Origin of the sequence: Jannaschia faecimaris (assembly GCF_900107415.1) — a bacterium.
GTDB classification, from domain to species: Bacteria; Pseudomonadota; Alphaproteobacteria; order Rhodobacterales; family Rhodobacteraceae; genus Jannaschia; species Jannaschia faecimaris.
The window spans coordinates 40,475-57,557 of sequence record NZ_FNPX01000002.1 but is presented as its reverse complement, the minus strand read 5'-3'; the positions used below and the strand labels follow the sequence as shown (position 1 = coordinate 57,557).

18 protein-coding genes, 1 pseudogene and 1 riboswitch are annotated in these 17,083 nt (G+C 62.1%); of the genes and pseudogenes, 15 read left to right on the top strand and 4 right to left on the bottom strand.

Features of this window, described 5'->3' with window-relative positions; translation table 11 throughout:
- Positions 1 to 110: 110 nt before the first annotated feature.
- From BLV27_RS03060 to glyA, 3 genes are all read right to left on the bottom strand, one after another.
- A complete protein-coding gene (locus tag BLV27_RS03060; protein ID WP_092642223.1) occupies positions 111 to 806 on the bottom strand; it encodes a CoA transferase subunit A in 696 nt (231 codons plus the stop codon).
- Positions 807 to 1,001: 195 nt separating this feature from the next.
- Positions 1,002 to 1,130, bottom strand: a complete 129-nt coding sequence (locus tag BLV27_RS19985) for a hypothetical protein (RefSeq protein WP_280140285.1) — start codon at positions 1,128 to 1,130, stop codon at positions 1,002 to 1,004.
- 20 nt (positions 1,131 to 1,150) lie between these two features.
- Entirely contained in the window at positions 1,151 to 2,446 is a 1,296-nt protein-coding gene (glyA, locus tag BLV27_RS03055; protein WP_092642220.1) for a serine hydroxymethyltransferase, read from the bottom strand.
- 152 nt (positions 2,447 to 2,598) lie between these two features.
- Here glyA and BLV27_RS03050 point away from each other — a divergent pair, with 152 nt between their 5' ends.
- From BLV27_RS03050 to BLV27_RS03030, 5 genes are all read left to right on the top strand, one after another.
- Entirely contained in the window at positions 2,599 to 3,366 is a 768-nt protein-coding gene (locus BLV27_RS03050; RefSeq protein ID WP_092642217.1) for an NAD kinase, read from the top strand.
- 124 nt (positions 3,367 to 3,490) lie between these two features.
- Entirely contained in the window at positions 3,491 to 5,200 is a 1,710-nt protein-coding gene (metG, locus tag BLV27_RS03045; RefSeq protein ID WP_092642214.1) for a methionine--tRNA ligase, read from the top strand.
- Positions 5,201 to 5,344: 144 nt separating this feature from the next.
- Entirely contained in the window at positions 5,345 to 5,584 is a 240-nt protein-coding gene (locus tag BLV27_RS20175) for a VOC family protein (RefSeq protein ID WP_425283634.1), read from the top strand.
- 129 nt (positions 5,585 to 5,713) lie between these two features.
- Entirely contained in the window at positions 5,714 to 6,628 is a 915-nt protein-coding gene (locus tag BLV27_RS03035; protein ID WP_092642211.1) for a calcium-binding protein, read from the top strand.
- A gap of 389 nt (positions 6,629 to 7,017) precedes the next feature.
- Positions 7,018 to 7,485 (top strand): Hsp20 family protein, encoded by a 468-nt coding sequence (locus BLV27_RS03030; protein ID WP_092642208.1) that lies wholly within the window; start codon positions 7,018 to 7,020, stop codon positions 7,483 to 7,485.
- A 94-nt stretch (positions 7,486 to 7,579) separates the two neighbouring features.
- Here the strand turns inward: BLV27_RS03030 and BLV27_RS03025 are convergent, their stop codons facing one another.
- The gene (locus tag BLV27_RS03025) at positions 7,580 to 8,440 is read right to left on the bottom strand and encodes a hypothetical protein (RefSeq protein ID WP_092642204.1); all 861 of its coding nucleotides are present in this window, start codon (positions 8,438 to 8,440) and stop codon (positions 7,580 to 7,582) included.
- 121 nt (positions 8,441 to 8,561) lie between these two features.
- On the opposite strand from BLV27_RS03025, the gene miaB reads away from it, so the two are divergent.
- The 10 genes and pseudogenes from miaB (at position 8,562) to metK (ending at position 17,047) form a co-directional block, all read left to right on the top strand.
- Positions 8,562 to 9,881: a tRNA (N6-isopentenyl adenosine(37)-C2)-methylthiotransferase MiaB gene (gene miaB, locus BLV27_RS03020; RefSeq protein WP_092642201.1), complete on the top strand. Its 1,320-nt coding sequence runs from the start codon at positions 8,562 to 8,564 to the stop codon at positions 9,879 to 9,881.
- 206 nt (positions 9,882 to 10,087) lie between these two features.
- Entirely contained in the window at positions 10,088 to 10,423 is a 336-nt protein-coding gene (locus tag BLV27_RS03015; RefSeq protein ID WP_092642198.1) for a hypothetical protein, read from the top strand.
- A gap of 502 nt (positions 10,424 to 10,925) precedes the next feature.
- A pseudogene (locus tag BLV27_RS03010) lies at positions 10,926 to 11,057 on the top strand (OmpA family protein); the annotation flags it as partial.
- A gap of 13 nt (positions 11,058 to 11,070) precedes the next feature.
- Positions 11,071 to 11,376, top strand: coding sequence for a hypothetical protein (locus BLV27_RS03005; protein ID WP_092642195.1), 306 nt, complete (start codon positions 11,071 to 11,073; stop codon positions 11,374 to 11,376).
- Between the two features lie 129 nt (positions 11,377 to 11,505).
- The gene (locus tag BLV27_RS03000) at positions 11,506 to 12,564 is read left to right on the top strand and encodes a PhoH family protein (protein WP_092642192.1); all 1,059 of its coding nucleotides are present in this window, start codon (positions 11,506 to 11,508) and stop codon (positions 12,562 to 12,564) included.
- Positions 12,564 to 12,920, top strand: a complete 357-nt coding sequence (locus tag BLV27_RS02995) for a ribonuclease E inhibitor RraB (RefSeq protein WP_092642189.1) — start codon at positions 12,564 to 12,566, stop codon at positions 12,918 to 12,920. The genes BLV27_RS03000 and BLV27_RS02995 overlap by 1 nt, the downstream gene beginning before the upstream one ends.
- Positions 12,917 to 13,390, top strand: coding sequence for an rRNA maturation RNase YbeY (gene ybeY / locus BLV27_RS02990; RefSeq protein ID WP_092642186.1), 474 nt, complete (start codon positions 12,917 to 12,919; stop codon positions 13,388 to 13,390). Before BLV27_RS02995 ends, ybeY begins: the two co-directional genes overlap by 4 nt.
- Positions 13,391 to 13,438: 48 nt before the next feature.
- The gene (locus BLV27_RS02985; RefSeq protein WP_092642183.1) at positions 13,439 to 14,317 is read left to right on the top strand and encodes a hemolysin family protein; all 879 of its coding nucleotides are present in this window, start codon (positions 13,439 to 13,441) and stop codon (positions 14,315 to 14,317) included.
- 3 nt (positions 14,318 to 14,320) lie between these two features.
- Positions 14,321 to 15,799 (top strand): apolipoprotein N-acyltransferase, encoded by a 1,479-nt coding sequence (lnt, locus tag BLV27_RS02980; RefSeq protein ID WP_092642180.1) that lies wholly within the window; start codon positions 14,321 to 14,323, stop codon positions 15,797 to 15,799.
- A gap of 10 nt (positions 15,800 to 15,809) precedes the next feature.
- Positions 15,810 to 15,858, top strand: a riboswitch (SAM-SAH riboswitch).
- A gap of 4 nt (positions 15,859 to 15,862) precedes the next feature.
- A complete protein-coding gene (metK, locus tag BLV27_RS02975; protein ID WP_092642177.1) occupies positions 15,863 to 17,047 on the top strand; it encodes a methionine adenosyltransferase in 1,185 nt (394 codons plus the stop codon).
- The last annotated feature ends 36 nt before the right edge of the window (positions 17,048 to 17,083 follow it).

Below are 17,083 nucleotides of genomic sequence, written 5' to 3'. Positions count from 1 at the left end.
CGCTCGCCATGGTCCCGACCCGCGGCGAGGGCAGTCTTGTCCCGATTGTCTTCGGCGGAACCACTGGACTGCCGAAGCTTTTGACATTGTAGGGCGGCAAAGTAGTTTGGCTAGGCCGCGCGTGTGGTCCGCTGCTCGATCCTCTTTTCGTGTTCCCCCTGGATCAGGCGATGAACGTAGATTCCCGGCAGGTGAATGCCATCAGGGTCCAATGATCCGGTCGGCACGATTTCCTCGACTTCGGCCACACAGATCTTGCCGCACATGGCAGCGGGCGGATTGAAGTTCCGTGCCGTCTTGCGGAAGACGAGGTTGCCCGTCGCATCCGCTTTCCACGCCTTCACAATAGACAGATCGGCGAAAATACCCTCCTCAAGGATGTATGTCTCGCCGTTGAAGTCCTTATGTTCCTTGCCGTCCGCTATGACCGTGCCCACTCCTGTCTTTGTGTAGAAACCCGGTATGCCGCAGCCGGCGGCCCGCATCCGTTCGGCCAATGTGCCTTGCGGATTGAACTCCAGTTCCAGCTCACCCGACAGGTATTGGCGCATGAATTCGGCGTTCTCCCCGACGTAGGAGGAGATCATTTTCCTGACCTGCTTGGTCTGCAAAAGGATGCCGATGCCGAAATCGTCGACCCCGGCGTTGTTCGACGCAAACGTCAGATTCTTGGTCCCTGCATCCCGTATCGCTGTGAGCAACAACTCGGGTATGCCGCAGAGGCCGAAGCCCCCTGCCGCGATCAGCATTCCATCGTGCAGGATGCCGTCCAATGCCTCGGCGGCCGATCCGTAGACTTTCTTCATTTTTCCCCCGGGAGCGTCAAATTTCAGGCAGAGTTACGCCGTCTCGAACGGCTTTTCAATCGAAGAGGCGGACCAACGCCTTGACCGTTCCACCGCCTTACTCTGGCTTGCATTGAGGCTTTCGGGCAAGGCATTTCTTCTGGCTGGACAGGGCCATCGCGACGGTTGCGCATCCTGCGGGGGTGGCTGCAAAGTTCATGTCGGCATCAGCCCGCCCGGCGCGATGCGCTCGGTGACAGCATCGATCTGGTCCGCGCTTTGCTGTGGCAGATGTTTAAGCCATGACGAAAGGGGCAGGAAAACCTGCCCCTTTCGGTCCAGCATGAACAGAAGCCGATCGCGTCTCAGAGATCCGGGTAGATCGGGAAACGGTCGCAAAGCTCCTGCACTTTGGCCCGTACCGACGCTTCGACCTCGGCGTTCCCTTCCGCTCCGTTCGAGGCGAGGCCATCGACCACCTCCACGATCAGGTCGCCGATCAGGCGGAACTCCGGCTCGGCAAAGCCGCGCGTCGTTCCCGCCGGAGAGCCGAGTCGGATGCCGCTGGTGACGGTCGGCTTCTCGTCATCGAAGGGAATGCCGTTCTTGTTGCAGGTGATGTGCGCGCGGCCCAGGGCATCTTCGGTCGCGTTGCCCTTCACGCCCTTGGGGCGAAGATCGACCAGCATCAGGTGCGTGTCGGTGCCGCCGGTCACGATGTCCAACCCGCCTTTCATCAACTGATCCGCCAATGCCTGTGCATTCTTGATGACCTGCGCTTGGTAATCTTTGAAGCCGGGACGCAACGCCTCGCCAAAGGCGACGGCCTTGCCAGCGATGACATGCATCAGCGGCCCGCCCTGGATGCCAGGGAAGATGGCCGAATTGAACTTCTTGGCCAGAGCTTCGTCGTCGGTCAGGATCATTCCGCCGCGCGGCCCGCGCAGCGTTTTGTGCGTGGTCGTGGTGGCGACATGGGCGTGGGGGAAGGGGCTGGGGTAATGGCCGGACGCGACCAACCCCGCGAAATGCGCCATGTCCACCAGCAGGATCGCACCGACCGAGTCGGCAATCTCGCGCATCTTGGCAAAGTCGATGATGCGCGGAATGGCCGAGCCGCCGGCGATGATCATCTTGGGCTGATGCTCGGTCGCCAGCGCCTGAACCTGATCGTAGTCCAGCGTCAGGTCCTGCCGACGCACGCCGTATTGGATCGCGTTGAACCACTTGCCCGACTGGTTCGGCCGCGCGCCGTGGGTCAGGTGGCCGCCTGCGTCCAACGACATGCCCAGAATGGTGTCGCCGGGCTTGAGCAGGGCGGTGAACACGCCCTGGTTGGCCTGGCTTCCCGAGTTCGGCTGCACATTGACAAAGCCGCAGCCGAACAAGGCCTTGGCGCGGTCGATGGCCAGGTTCTCGGCGATGTCGACGAATTGGCAGCCGCCGTAGTAGCGTCGACCGGGGTAGCCCTCGGCGTATTTGTTCGTCATCACGCCGCCCTGCGCTTCCATCACGGCGCGGCTGACGATGTTCTCGGAGGCGATCAGTTCGATCTCGTCGCGCTGACGACCAAGTTCGAGCCGCGTGGCCTCGGCGATTTCGGGGTCGGTATCGGCCAGTGTGGCGGAAAAGAAGTTTGGGTCGCGGTAGGGCGCATTCATGGCAGACACTCCGGGCTGTTGTTCCGTTGCGGGCGTCATACGCCTCTCGTGCTTCGTTTGAAAGCGGCCAAAGCGGCGCAGGGTGGGGTCGTCGTCATACTTGTGTTTCCGATCCGCGCACGCCAACCCTTGGGTGTAGACGAAGGAAACTCATGCCCCGCGCTAAGAATATCGCCTTTCTCGCTTCCGATACGCCTGAGGCGCAGACGGCCCTTGATCGCCTGACCGCGCGATATGGTCAGGTCCCCGTCGCCAAGGCGCAGGTCATCGTGGCCTTGGGCGGGGACGGTTTCATGCTTGAAACGCTGCACGCGACGATGGCCGTGGATGCGCCGGTTTACGGTATGAATCGCGGAACGGTCGGATTTCTGATGAACGACTATCGCGAAACCGGTCTGACTGGTCGGTTGGCCGAAGCCGAAGAGGCCGTCATCAATCCGCTGCGCATGGTCGCAACGCGCGCTGACGGAGAGACGGTTGAAGCCTTGGCGATCAACGAAGTGTCCCTGCTGCGCGCGGGTCCGCAGGCCGCACGCCTTCGCATTTCGGTCGACGGCAAGGTCCGGATGGAGGAGCTGGTCTGCGACGGGGCGCTGGTCTCGACGCCCGCTGGCTCGACGGCCTACAACTACTCGGCGCATGGTCCGATCCTGCCAATCGGGTCGGGCGTGCTCGCGCTGACGGCGATGGCGGCCTTCCGGCCGCGCCGCTGGCGCGGGGCGCTGTTGCCGCAAGTGGCCAAGGTGCGGCTGGACGTGCTTAATCCAGAAAAGCGCCCCATGATGGCCGAGGCCGACGGCCATTCGGTGCGCGATGTGGTCTCGGTCGAAATCATGATCGATGCTTCGATCACCCACCGCCTGCTGTTCGATCCGGGTCACGGGCTGGAAGAACGGCTGCTGCGCGAACAGTTCACCTGACACGGGCCGCAGTGAAGGGGTCAGCCTCGCGCCCCCGGCATGCTTTTGATCCGCGGAGGCCAGAGCGGCGGCTTGCGAGGGTCCGGGCGGGGGCCTAGAAGCTGTCCGACTTCTGGAGACACCCATGCCCCGCACGCTCATCACTTCGGCCATACCCTATATCAACGGCATCAAGCACCTTGGGAACCTCGTCGGCTCCCAATTGCCGGCGGATCTCTATGCCCGCTATTGCCGGGCGCGGGGGCACGAAGTGATGTTCATCTGCGCGACCGACGAGCATGGCACCCCCGCCGAACTGGCCGCTGCAAAGGCGGGCAAGCCCGTGGCGGAATATTGCGCCGAGATGTGGCAGGTGCAGAAGGACCTGGCTGACGGATTCCGCCTGTCGTTCGATCATTTCGGCCGTTCCTCCAGTCATCAGAACCACAAGTTGACGCAACATTTCGCGGGCAAACTGGACGAGGCCGGGCTGATCGACGAGCGTTCGTCCAGGCAGGTCTATTCCGTGGCCGACGGGCGCTTTCTGCCGGACCGCTATATCGAGGGGACCTGCCCGAACTGCGGCTTCGAGGATGCGCGCGGCGACCAGTGCGACAATTGCACCAAGCAACTCGACCCCACGGACCTGATCAATCCACGGTCGGTCATCTCGGGCTCCACCGATCTGGAAGTGCGGGAAACGAAGCACCTTTATCTGAAGCAGTCGCTGCTGAAGGATCGGCTGGATCAATGGATCGACAGCCAGCAGGGCTGGCCAGTCCTGGCCACGTCGATCGCGAAGAAATGGCTGCATGACGGCGACGGCTTGCAGGACCGCGGCATCACGCGCGACTTGGACTGGGGCATCCCCGTTATGAAGGGGGACAAGCCCTGGCCGGGGATGGAGGGCAAGGTCTTCTACGTCTGGTTCGATGCGCCGATCGAATACATCGCGGGCACTGTCGAGTGGGCCGACGCGACGGGGGGCGATTGGGAGCGTTGGTGGCGCACCGACAAGGGGGCACGGGATGTCCGCTACGTGCAATTCATGGGCAAGGATAATGTGCCGTTCCACACGCTGTCCTTCCCAGCGACGCTTCTAGGGTCGGGGGAGCCTTGGAAAACCGTCGACTACCTCAAGGCGCTCAACTACCTGAACTACGACGGTGGCCAGTTCTCCACCTCGCGCGGGCGCGGCGTGTTCATGGACCAGGCGCTGTCGATCCTGCCGGCGGACTACTGGCGCTGGTGGCTGCTGTCTCATGCCCCCGAGAACAGCGACACCGAGTTCACCTGGGAGAACTTCCAAGGGTCCGTGAACAAGGACCTTGCCGATGTGTTGGGCAACTTCGTGAGCCGGGTGACGAAGTTCTGCCGGTCCAAGTTCGGAGAGGAAGTGCCCGCAGACGGCGAATGGGGCACCGCGGAGGCCGCCCTGATTGAGACGTTGAGCACCCGCTTGAAGGCCTATGAGGCCTTGATGGACGGCATCGAGATCCGCAAGGCCGCGGCTGAACTGCGCGCCATCTGGGTAGCGGGCAACGAATACCTGCAAGAAGCGGCCCCTTGGGCCACCTTCAAGGAAGACCCCGCAAAAGCGGCGGCGCAGATCCGCATGGCCCTGAATCTGATCCGTTTCTACGCTGTTTTGTCCCGACCGTTCATTCCAGATGCCGCCGACGCGATGCTGGCAGGAATGCGAACCGAGCAGGACACCTGGCCCTCGGACGTCGATGCCGCACTGCGGGTGCTGGAACCCGGTCACGACTTCACGGTTCCGGACGTCCTTTTCGCCAAGATCACGGATGAGCAACGCGAGGATTGGGCCGAACGCTTTGCCGGAACGCGCGACTGATGCGTTTGGGTGCGGTTGCCTACATCGTGCCCGACTACGACGCGGGGATCGCGTTCTTTGTGGACGGTCTGGCGTGGCGACTGACGGCCGACGAGGATCAGGGGGCGCAAGCGCTGGGTTACGGTCGCCTGCGGTGCCATCGAGTTGATCCTCGCCCGTGCCGATACGCCCCGGCAGACCGCGGTCATCGGCAACCAGTTCAGCGGGCGCGTGGGGTTTTTCCTTCACACCGACGACTTCGCTCGCGATGCAGCCCGAATTGTGGCGGCGGGTGGCACGTTCGAGGACTCACCGCGTTACGAACCCTATGGCACCGTTGCCGTCTGGCGTGACCCTTGGGGCACGCGGTGGGACCTGATTGAACCTGCACACACCGTCGATTGAACGCCGTACGCCCTTCAATCCTGGTCATTTTGTCAAACTGTTTCCCCAGACGGTGGGAAATGTGGAAGCGGCTTGACTTTATCGTGGCAGATTTGACCGTTAATCTTGTTTGGTTAGGGGTGGCTTCGGGTGTTTGGTCTTTTCATTATCGGTCTGCTCGGCGGGGGCTTGCTCTACACGGTTATCGATTCCGATGACTCCGACGATGCGGCTTCGTCCCAAAGCGGGACCGAGGACGACGATGAACTGAACGGGACCGAGGGACCGGATCGGCTGTTCGGTGCCCAGGGCGATGACTTGATCAGGGGATTTGGTGGAGAAGATACCCTTGAGGGCGGAACCGGGTCCGATGCCCTGCTTGGCGGTGCCGGGAACGACCAACTCCTGGGTGGGTTCGGTGCAGATGCGCTGGTCGGCGAAGGTGGCAACGACACGCTGTTGGGCGGGCCGGGCGGCGATCTTCTGATCGGCATTGACGGCAATGACGTTCTGTTCGGTGAAGACGGAAACGACCTGTTGTCAGGCGACGACGGCAACGACTCCATTGGCGGTGGGGCCGGGGCGGATCTTCTTCTCGGGGGGGGCGGGGCCGACACGCTGCTGGGCGGCTTGGGCAATGACATCATCGACGCGTCCGAGGCCTCCACCGTGGATGGAGAGGATTTGGCCGAGCTGGGGGTCCGGACTGACTCCGTTCCCGGCATCCCCGCGGGCGACGTGGTCAACGGCGGCTTCGGTGCCGATACGATCCTTTATGACGCGGGCGATACGCTGACCGGCGGCGCGGGGGCCGATACCTTCACGACCATGGGCGAGGTCGATGAAGATCTCGGGACGCCGGTAATCACCGACTTCGAGCCGGGTCTTGATCAGATTGTGTATCTGACGGACGAGGCGGACGGCAATGGACCTGTCGGCCCGGAATTTCGATTCGAGGACAGTACGGAGGGTCTGCGCGTGTACGCTGACGACGACGTCATCGCCATCCTGACCGGACGTACCACGGCGGACGATATCGAAATTGTTCTGGAGTTTTTCGCCTGATCAGCCCATGCCGTCCGCAGCTTGCTGTGTCTTACGGTCTGCCGGGCCCACAATTCCTGCATTCTCGCACTATAAGTCCCCAACCTGCGATCATCGGTGCGATCGGATATGGGTGACGCGGATTACCCGCCGATCACCCGTCCATCACCGATGAAACCATCTACGCCTCCAAGCGGATCAACGCGTTGCAGGCCGTGACGGGTCGCGGCGACGATTGAAGTCACGAAAAATTCAAAATGACTGCGATTGCCCCCTCTTGAAGGCGCAATTTGTCATTCCCACGTCGTAATCATCGGATGCCTGAATAGGGTCCGGTAACAGAAGAGGCCCCTGTCCGGTCATGGAAGGGGTGATGTCAGAAACGTATCGCTTTGAACAAGGATGCTACAATGAGAACCTATGATTTCACGCCCCTGTATCGTGCCACCGTCGGCTTCGACCGGATGGCGAACTTGGTGGATCGTGCAATGACTGCGGATACCGCGACAACTTATCCGCCCTATAACATCGAGAAACTGGGTGAGAACGACTACCGCATCTCGATTGCCGTGGCCGGTTTCACCGATGACGAACTTTCGATCGAAGCCCGCGAGAACCAGCTCATTGTGACGGCGCGCAAGGCCGAGATGGACGATAAACGCACCTATCTCCACCGTGGTATCGCGACCCGCGCCTTCGAGAAGTCGTTTCAGCTCGCCGACCACGTTCAGGTGACTGGTGCGACCCACACCGACGGAATGCTGCACATCGACCTGGTGCGCGAAGTTCCCGAGGCGTTGAAGCCGCGTCAGATCCAGATTGCGACGGGCAAAACCGCGCGCGCGCTGGAAGGAACCTCCGAAGCCGTCGAGGCCTGACTTCCCCGAGAGAGTGCCTCCGGTAGACGGAGTGTCGCGCGTCCCTGTAAAGGGGCGCGCGTCTTGCGTAGGCAAATGCCTTGCCTCGCTGACGTCAGAACCATTGCCCCGGTTCCATCAGCCCCAGGTCCATCAACTGTTGCGCACGCCATTCAAACCGCGTGGACCCATCCCATTTGAAACCCCGGATTGCCGCGCGCGATCCTGGATTGGTGGCAAGCGCCTTGGCGGCCCGGAATGAGGCCAAGGATGCCGTCATCGAATGGTGCCAAGGGCACGAAAAGGTGTTCATCTCTTCGTCCGACAAACGATGGTCAGGCAACAGCCGCAGGCTCTTTCTGACGCGGAACAGCGACACGCGGTCGATGCGGCGACGTTCCCACGGAATATGTTCCTCGAAGCGCCAGCGCAGTCCGCCGAAGAAATCCAGTTGCCGGTCCAACGGGCCGTCTTCGCCCGTCCGGGCGAGCGCGAAGTATCCCGCCTCGTCGATCCAGGCATTTTGCGTGTCCACGGCATTGGAGCCCTTCGTCAGATCTCCTGCATAAAGGTCCACGATGAACGTGAGGACGGCATCGCGGCGCTCTTCGGTGCAGAACGTCAGGGCCTCGCCGATGCGGCGTGTTTCGGCGAACGGGTGAAACAGGTATTCGGCGTTGTAAACATAGGCCATCCATGCCCCTTCGGGCAGCCCGTCGATCAGGGCGTTGACGCAAGTCGCGGCGAAATTGTCAGGCCGTTGGTCGAGCGTCAGGCGATGAACGCCTTCCGGCAAAACGTCGGGCAGGCGCACGGCGGGTGGCACGGCCAGCACGATCTGCCGGAAGCCCGCATCGATGTGGTGTCGGATTGTCCCTTCGATCTCGGTATCATCTTCGCACAGGATCATGAGCACCGGCCCCCTGCCAAGGATGCCGGCACGGGCGCGTAAATCCTCGGGTGAGATGAAGTCCATCGGAGCCTGCCTGTGGTTTGTGGGCACTGTTTCTCAAACCGCAGCCTACCGCAACAGGGGGCGCGTTGCGGCTGGGCCGGGGCTGCGGTATTGCCCCCATGGATATGTCCGGGGGCCTGCCATGACCGCGCCGAAAAAGCTGCACATCAAGACCTACGGCTGTCAGATGAATGTCTATGACAGCGAGCGCATGGCCGAAGTCATGGGCGAGCAGGGATATGAAGTCACCGACACGCCGGAAGACGCCGATCTGATCCTGCTGAACACATGCCACATCCGCGAAAAGGCGGCCGAGAAGGTCTATTCCGACCTGGGCCGTCTGAAGCCGTTGCGCGACGCCAGACCCGACTTGAAGATCGGGGTTGCGGGTTGCGTGGCGCAGGCCGAGGGGGCCGAGATCATGGCGCGCCAGCCGATGGTCGACCTGGTCGTCGGGCCGCAGACGTACCACCGTCTGCCGGCAATGATGGAGAGGGTGAACGCGGGTGAAAAGGCGCTGGATACGGACATGCCCGAGGAGGACAAGTTCGACTACCTGCCCAAGCTGCGCGGCGCGGCCCGGCCCGCGGCCTTCCTGACAGTGCAGGAGGGCTGCGACAAGTTCTGTGCCTTCTGCGTCGTGCCATACACCCGCGGGGCCGAAGTCAGCCGCCCCGTTGCCCGCCTTCTGGCTGAGGCGCGCGACCTGGTGGCGCGCGGGGTAAGGGAAATTACCCTCCTGGGCCAGAACGTGAACGCCTATCACGGGACGGGGCCCGATGGCGGCACCTGGTCGCTGGCCGACCTGATCTGGGCGCTGGACGAAATCGACGGGTTGGAGCGGATCCGTTTCACGACCAGCCATCCCAACGACATGACCGATGATCTGATCGCGGCGCATGGCACCTGCGCCAAGCTCATGCCGTACCTTCACCTGCCGGTGCAGTCCGGCAGCGATCGAATCCTCAAGGCGATGAACCGTAAGCATACAGCCGAGGAATATATCGCCATCATTGATCGCTTGCGGTCCGTGCGGCCCGATCTGGCAGTTTCGGGCGATTTCATCGTCGGTTTTCCCGGCGAGACAGATGAAGATTTTGAGGCGACGATGGATCTGGTTGGCCGCGTACACTACGCCGCCGCGTATTCCTTCCGTTACTCGGCCCGTCCCGGTACGCCGGCCGCCGAGCGTGAAGACGTGCCGATGGAGGTCGCCGCGGACCGTCTGCACCGTCTTCAGGCCCTGATCACCGAACAGCAGCACGCCACGCAAGAAGCGATGGTCGGGCGCGAGACGGCTGTCCTGTTCGAAAAGGCTGGTCGCAAGCCCGGCCAGCTGATCGGCAAGTCGGAATACCTGCAGGCTGTTCATGCCGAGGCATCCACGGATTTGCTGGGGAAGGTGGCTCGTGTTCGAATCATCGCGGCAAAGACAAACTCGCTTGAGGGCGTGTTGGTCTGATTGCAGCTGATTTGAGAGGCCGCATGGGGATTGCCCCGAATACCGAAACAGTTGCCCGTGTACCGTTGGAAATGTTTCGCGCTTACGCTGATTTGCCGCTTTTGCTTCACAAATGGTGGCGGGCCGCAGATAGTTTGTGGAGTGTTACCGCAGCGCGGGCCGGTGTAATCCGGCGCGATGCGCCCGATTTGTAAAGGTTCTTCAACATGTCCACTCGTATCTTGGCAGCCGTCGCCGCCCTGGCAACTTTCGTTTCCGGTGCCAGCCTTTCCGCCGTCCCGGCATCTGCGGACCATCACGCCCGCGCGCAACCGATGCAGATCACCGTTAAATGCGCGCGCTACATTAGCCGTGCCGTCATCTGGGATCGGGCAATGCCGATCTTCCTCGATGATCTGCGGGCTGCCGGCTATACTTTTGAGGAAGCCGATGCGATCGGCAGTCGTGTCTGCCGGGACGAGGCCGGTGTCGGCAATGCTGCCGTCTTGCGGGACACAATGCTAAACATTCTGCGTACCAGTCCGCCGCGTGGCGGCCGCTGACGCCAACTTTCCGACCACCTGTTGAAGGCGGATCCCGGGGGCATGAAGCGCTTCCGGTGGCCTTCAACTACCTGTCCAAGTTCAAATCTCGACCAGATCCCTTGGTGCCCAGATACCGCTCAATATGTGGCCAAGTATGAAATTTGCCGCAATATCTAGTAATTTGGCCTATGAAGACGGGCCGTGTTTGGTAAGGTCGATCCAAGCGGCTGCCTGACCGGTCTTTCCATCGCAAAGGCGATGTCGGGGCAGGGTCAGTCGCGCGCACTTGGCTCGGATGGAATTGGGGAGGTATTTCGTGTCTCGAATTGGAACGGAAATTTTCAAGGTCGCCGCAATGTCCCTGGCCACGGCGGCGATGCTTGCGGCCCCTGCGCTGGCGCAGAACGCCGGCGACGTTGGGGCGGACTCCCGTGGCAACGTTTATACTTACGTCGTTCGTGACGGCGTTGGCGTCTGGACCCGGGGCCGGACTATCCCCGAACCCACGACCGAGCGCCGGATCCTCGCGGAGCGCTATACGCCCACGATCTGGATCGATCCAGACGGGTGCGAACATTGGGTCATGGACGACGGGGCAGAAGGATACATGACGCCCCATGTCACCCGCGACGGCATTCCCGTCTGCAACCGTAGGGGTCACTAAGATGACACACCTTCGCATTTCCGCCGCGCTCGCCTGTCTGGTGGCGCTGGCCGCCTGCGACGTCGACAACAGTAACGACAAGACCGTGGACGGCCAATTGATCGGACGATCCTCGTTGCAGGAACTGGTGCCGGGCATCTGGGTCGACCCGCGCGGTTGTGACCATTGGCTGATTGATGACGGGGTCGAGGGATATCTTTCCGCCCGTCTCGATCGTCACGGCAAGCCCGTGTGCTCGGGTGCGGCCCCGCCCGAATACGTGACCGGCCCGTTCCGGGCGGGTGCCGACATCAACGACCCCCTCTGAGTGCCGTGCTCGCAAACCGAATACGGGGGCCGTGGCAGAGATGTCATGGCCCCTTTTGTATGGTGGGGGTGAAATCCCGCTCGTAGACCCCAAGTTGACTTGTGCCCCTCGGTCGACCGAGGCACGATCATGGAAACCCCGACGAAAAAGGAAGCCTGCTTGCCCACCTTGCTTGATCCGGAAGAGAAGATCGCCGTCCAGCTGGACTTCCCCGACAACCGCCTGATGATCGACATGGTCGGCCCGAACGGGGCGCATCTTGCCCAGATCGAACAGCTGATGGGCGTTCAGATCGTGCACCGTGGCAACGCGCTCGTCGTACATGGCGAAGCGGCAAGTGATGCGGAGCGTGTTCTGAACGCCCTCTATGCTCGTCTTGAAGCGGGCAAGGACGTCTCCATGGGCGTCATCGACGGTCTGATACGTCTGCGGGCAGAGGAAGATGTAGAGGGGACGCGTGAAGGCGATCAGACCGAGATGTTCCCTGGACCGGCCCTTGAAATCCGCACCCGCAAGAAGACGATGGAGCCGCGGACCGAGGCGCAGAAGGCATATACGCGGGCCTTGTTGGAGAACGAACTGACCTTCGGAATCGGGCCTGCGGGCACGGGCAAGACTTACATCGCCGTGGCGGTTGCCGTGTCAAAGTTCATTACCGGTGAGGTCGACCGCATCATCCTGACCCGCCCCGCCGTGGAGGCCGGAGAGAAGCTCGGCTTCTTGCCGGGCACGCAGGACGAGAAAGTCGACCCCTACATGCAGCCGCTCTATGATGCGCTGAATGATTTTCTGCCTGGAAATCAGCTCCAGAAACTGCGCGAGGACAAGCGCGTGGAAATTGCGCCGCTGGCCTTCATGCGGGGGCGGACGCTGTCCAACGCGTTCGTGATTCTGGACGAGGCGCAGAATGCCACCACGATGCAGATGAAAATGTTCCTGACTCGATTGGGGCAGGGGTCCCGCATGGCGATTACCGGTGATCGCAGCCAGGTCGACTTGCCGCGCGGTGTGCAATCGGGTCTGCGCGATGCGGAGAAGATCCTCGAAGGGGTCGATGGTATCAGCTTCAATTACTTTACCGCGACCGACGTGGTCAGGCACCCGCTGGTGGCAAAGATCATCACCGCCTACGAAGCGGAGGATAACCGGCGCGAGGCCGAGCGCGCCGCTCCGCGCGAGTACAAGTGATGAGCGTCGACTATGAAGTGCAAAAGGCCGAGACCGAAAGGCTCTGGGCCGAGATGTCGACCCAGCCCGGCGTGCCCGCCGAGGGCCTGCTCGATCTGCGGTTCGTCGCGGATGCCGGTGCGGGCGCGGATGCGACCGAGTTCATGGGCTGGCTGGAAGACCGGGGGTATGACGTCGAGTATTATCCAGCCGATCCGGACAGTGACGACCCTGAAGACGCGTTGGACGTGATCGAGGTGCAGACCGACGTGATGCCCCTGTCCGCAGCCACCATCCACGCGGAGGAGCGCAAGACGACGGAAGCGGCTTTGGGTTTCGGTTTTCGGCCCGATGGCTGGGGATTCATGGGCGCGTGAGCCACGAGATCGACGTGATCATTGAAGACGACCGCTGGGCCGATCTGGACCGCCTGGCGCAGATCGCCGTGCCCGCGGCCCTGACGGGAGCGGGCCTTTCAGGCGATTTCGAGGTTGCGATCATGGGCTGCGACGACGCGCGGATCGCAGCGCTGAACGCCGACTTCCGGGGCAAACCCAAGCCAACCAACGTCCTGTCCTGGCCCTCCGAGGAGCGCAACCCGGACACCGCTCCCGACGATCCTGAACTGGGAGATATTGCCATCTCTTTTGACACCTGCGCGCGGGAAGCCGCCGAGCAGGGCAAGCCGTTCGACGCGCACGTGATTCACCTGCTGGCCCATGCCACCCTTCATCTGTTGGGCCATGACCATATCAGGGATGCCGACGCGGAACGGATGGAGGCACTGGAAGTTCAAATCCTTGCTGGATTGGGTTTCCCCGATCCCTACAGTTCTGATAAGAAGTGAAAACGCGGATGTATCTCGCCGCATTATCGAAAGGGGCCACAGGGTCCGATGGACAACGACGGATCGTCTAGGGCCGCGCAAGGCGCGCCTGACGTAAACATATCGCAGGACGGCGGCATCGGTCCGCGTCCCGGCTTCATTTCACGCGTGTTCGGAGGCTTTATGTCCGAGCCTGACGGGGCGGATGAAACGAAACAGGCGTCCAGTGCACGCACGATGCCGGGTCTTCTTAACCTTCGACTGAAGCGGTTGGACGATGTCCTGATCCCGCGAGCAGAGGTCGTGGCCGTGCCCGCCGACATCTCCTTGCCGGATCTCGTGTCCAAGTTTCGCGACAGTGGCATGACCCGGTTGCCGGTTTTCGAAACCACCCTGGACGAGCCATTGGGCATGATCCACCTTAAGGATCTTGCCCTGAACCACGGGTTCAACGGCGACCGCGACAAGCCGTTCGCGCTCAAGCCGTTGTTGCGGGGGCTGATCTACGCGCCACCTTCAATGCCGATCGGTGTCCTGCTGACCAAGATGCAGACGCAGCGCATTCACATGGCGCTGGTGATCGACGAATATGGCGGCGTCGACGGGCTGGTTACACTGGAAGACCTGATCGAACAGGTCATCGGTGAAATCGAGGACGAGCACGATCAGGAAGAGGGCAAGCTCTGGCGTCAGGAAAAGAGCGGTTGCTACCTCGCCCTTGCCCGCACGCCGATCGATGATTTCGAAGAGGAGATCGGCTTCAAGCTGGTCGAAGCCGAAGACGAGGAAGAAATCGACACGCTGGGTGGATTGGTCTTCATGCTTGCTGGCCGTGTGCCGGAGCGTGGGGAAGTAATCCCGCATCCCTCCGGGGCCGAGATAGAAGTCGTCGATGCCGATCCCCGTAGGATAAAACGCCTGCGCCTGCGGATGCCGCGCGCGGCCTGATCAATGCGTCGTCTGTCCCTGTTTCTGCCGGCTCTTGCGGGGCTTCTGGCCGCGTTGGGGCAGGCACCGTGGAACCTGTGGTTCATCGCGTTGCCCGCCTTTGCCGTCGGTATTGCGGCGATTGCGCGGGCAAATCGGCCGTTCGTAGCTGGGTTGATGTTCGGCACGGCCCACTTCGCGCTGGCGCTGCACTGGATCGTAGAACCTTTCCTGATTGATGCCGCAGCGACCGGGTGGCTTGCGCCGATCGCGTTGCTCCTGATTTCGCTGGGATTCGGTCTGTTCTGGGCGAGTGCGAGCAGTTTGGGCATGCGGCTTTCAAATGGACCGATTGGGGTGGCCTTGGCGATCGCCGCGGCCGAACTGATCCGGTCCTATATCTTCACCGGCTTTCCTTGGGCGCTGCCGGGCCACGTCCTGATCGCATCGCCCGCCTTGCCCGCGTCATCGCTTGTCGGAGCGCACGGACTGGGGCTTGCCGTTCTTTTGGGGGCGGCGCTTCTGGTTTCGCGCGGTCCGGTCGTCCGTGCTTTTGGGGCGGCGCTTTGGATATTGCCGTTTGGCGTCGGCGTGATGCTTCCGGTTGCGCCTCCCGTTGCTGCCGACGCACCCGTAGTCCGCCTTGTTCAGCCAAATGCACCGCAACACCAGAAGTGGGATCCTGACTTCACCCACGTCTTCTTCCGTCGTGGTCTGGAAGAGACGGCGAGCGCGCCCGATGGCCCGCCGCCGGATGCTGTCATATGGCCCGAGACGGCGTTGCCGGAATTGCTGCGCTACTCCGAAGACGTCCGTCCAACGATTGCCAATGCAGCCGGCGGAAAACCGGTCGTAATCGGTGCGCAGCGGTTCGACGAGGATCGACGCCCAAGGAACTCTCTTGTCGTGCTAACGGGTGAGAATGGAGATGTCGCACTGGTCCACGACAAGTATCGACTTGTGCCCTTTGGCGAATACCTGCCGCTGGAGCCGGTCTTTAATGCCGTCGGCATCGGGGCCCTCGCCGCGCAACTGGCGGGGGGATATGTTCCCGGCGACGGACCTGTTCTGATCGACCTGCCGGGCGTCGGGCTAGTCTTGCCGCTGATCTGCTACGAGGCGATCTTCCCACAGGACCTGCGTCGCCTTGACCGGCCCCGCGCGATCCTGCACCTGACGAACGACGCATGGTTCGGCACCGCGGCGGGACCGCAGCAGCATTTGGCGCTGGCGCAACTGCGTGCCGCCGAATCCGGACTACCTTTGCTGCGGGCGGCCAACACCGGCGTCTCGGCCGTAATCGACGCGCGGGGGAATGTCGTGGCGTCGCTGGGCTTGGGGCAGGCCGGGCACCTGGACGCCCCGGTCCCGCCGGCCCTGTCTGCGCCGCTCTATATCGTGACCGGGGACTGGGCCGCGCTGGCTGTGCTTATGGTGTTGATCACGGGTTTTTGGGCGCAACGCCGCGCGATTCCGGTTGCCCCCATGCGGGAACGGCCTTAGCCAGTGCCGCATTGCACCCCAACGGCTTCCTGACGGGGTGTTAATTACAAATCGGAGCGTTTCATGAGCAGTCGAGCCAGCTATTCCTTCACCTCGGAGTCCGTGTCCGAAGGGCACCCGGACAAGGTCTGTGACCGTATCTCGGACGCTGTTCTTGATGCCCTCATCGCCGAGGAACCCGAAGCGCGTGTCGCCTGCGAAACCTTTGCCACGACCAATCGCGTTGTGATCGGCGGCGAGGTCGGCCTGTCCGACCGCGACAAGCTGTCCGACTATATGCAGCGGATCGAGGGGATCGCCCGCGAGTGTATTCGCGACATCGGCTACGAACAGGACAAGTTTCACCACGAAACGGTCGAGGTGACGAACCTGCTGCACGAACAATCCGCGCATATTGCGCAGGGTGTGGATTCCAACGGTAACAAGGACGAGGGGGCCGGCGATCAGGGCATCATGTTCGGATATGCCTGTAGGGAAACCGACGCGCTGATGCCCGCCCCCATTCAGTTTGCCCATGCGATACTTCGCCGTCTGGCCGAAGTGCGCAAGAACGGAACCGAACCGACCTTGGGTCCGGACGCCAAGTCACAGCTTACGGTTCGCTATGAAAACGGCGTGCCGGTCGGCGTGTCGTCGATCGTGCTTTCGAGCCAGCATCTGGACGAGAGCATGAGCAGCGCCGATGTCCGCGTCGTGGTCGAGCCCTACATTCGCGAGGTCCTGCCCGAAGGATGGATCGACTCGGAGACCCGCTGGCACGTCAACCCGACCGGCAAGTTTGTCATCGGTGGGCCGGACGGCGACGCTGGGCTGACAGGGCGCAAGATCATCGTCGATACCTATGGTGGGGCAGCTCCCCATGGAGGCGGTGCCTTCTCGGGCAAGGATCCGACCAAAGTCGATCGCTCAGCCGCTTATGCGGCGCGCTATCTGGCCAAGAATGTGGTGGCCGCCGGGCTGGCGACACGCTGCACGTTGCAATTGTCTTATGCCATCGGCGTGTCAGAGCCGCTTTCGATTTATGCCGATCTGCACGGGACAGGGGCGGTTGATGCGGTCGCTGTCGAGGGTGCGATCCGAAAGACGATGGATCTGACACCGCGCGGCATCCGGACACAGCTTGATCTCAACAAGCCGATCTATCAACGCACTGCGGCCTACGGTCATTTTGGGCGCGCGCCCGATGCGGACGGCGGATTTTCTTGGGAACGCACGGATCTGGCAGAGGCGCTGGCCGCCGCTGTCTGAGCGCGCATCGCGGCAGGATACGGGTATAGCGGACCT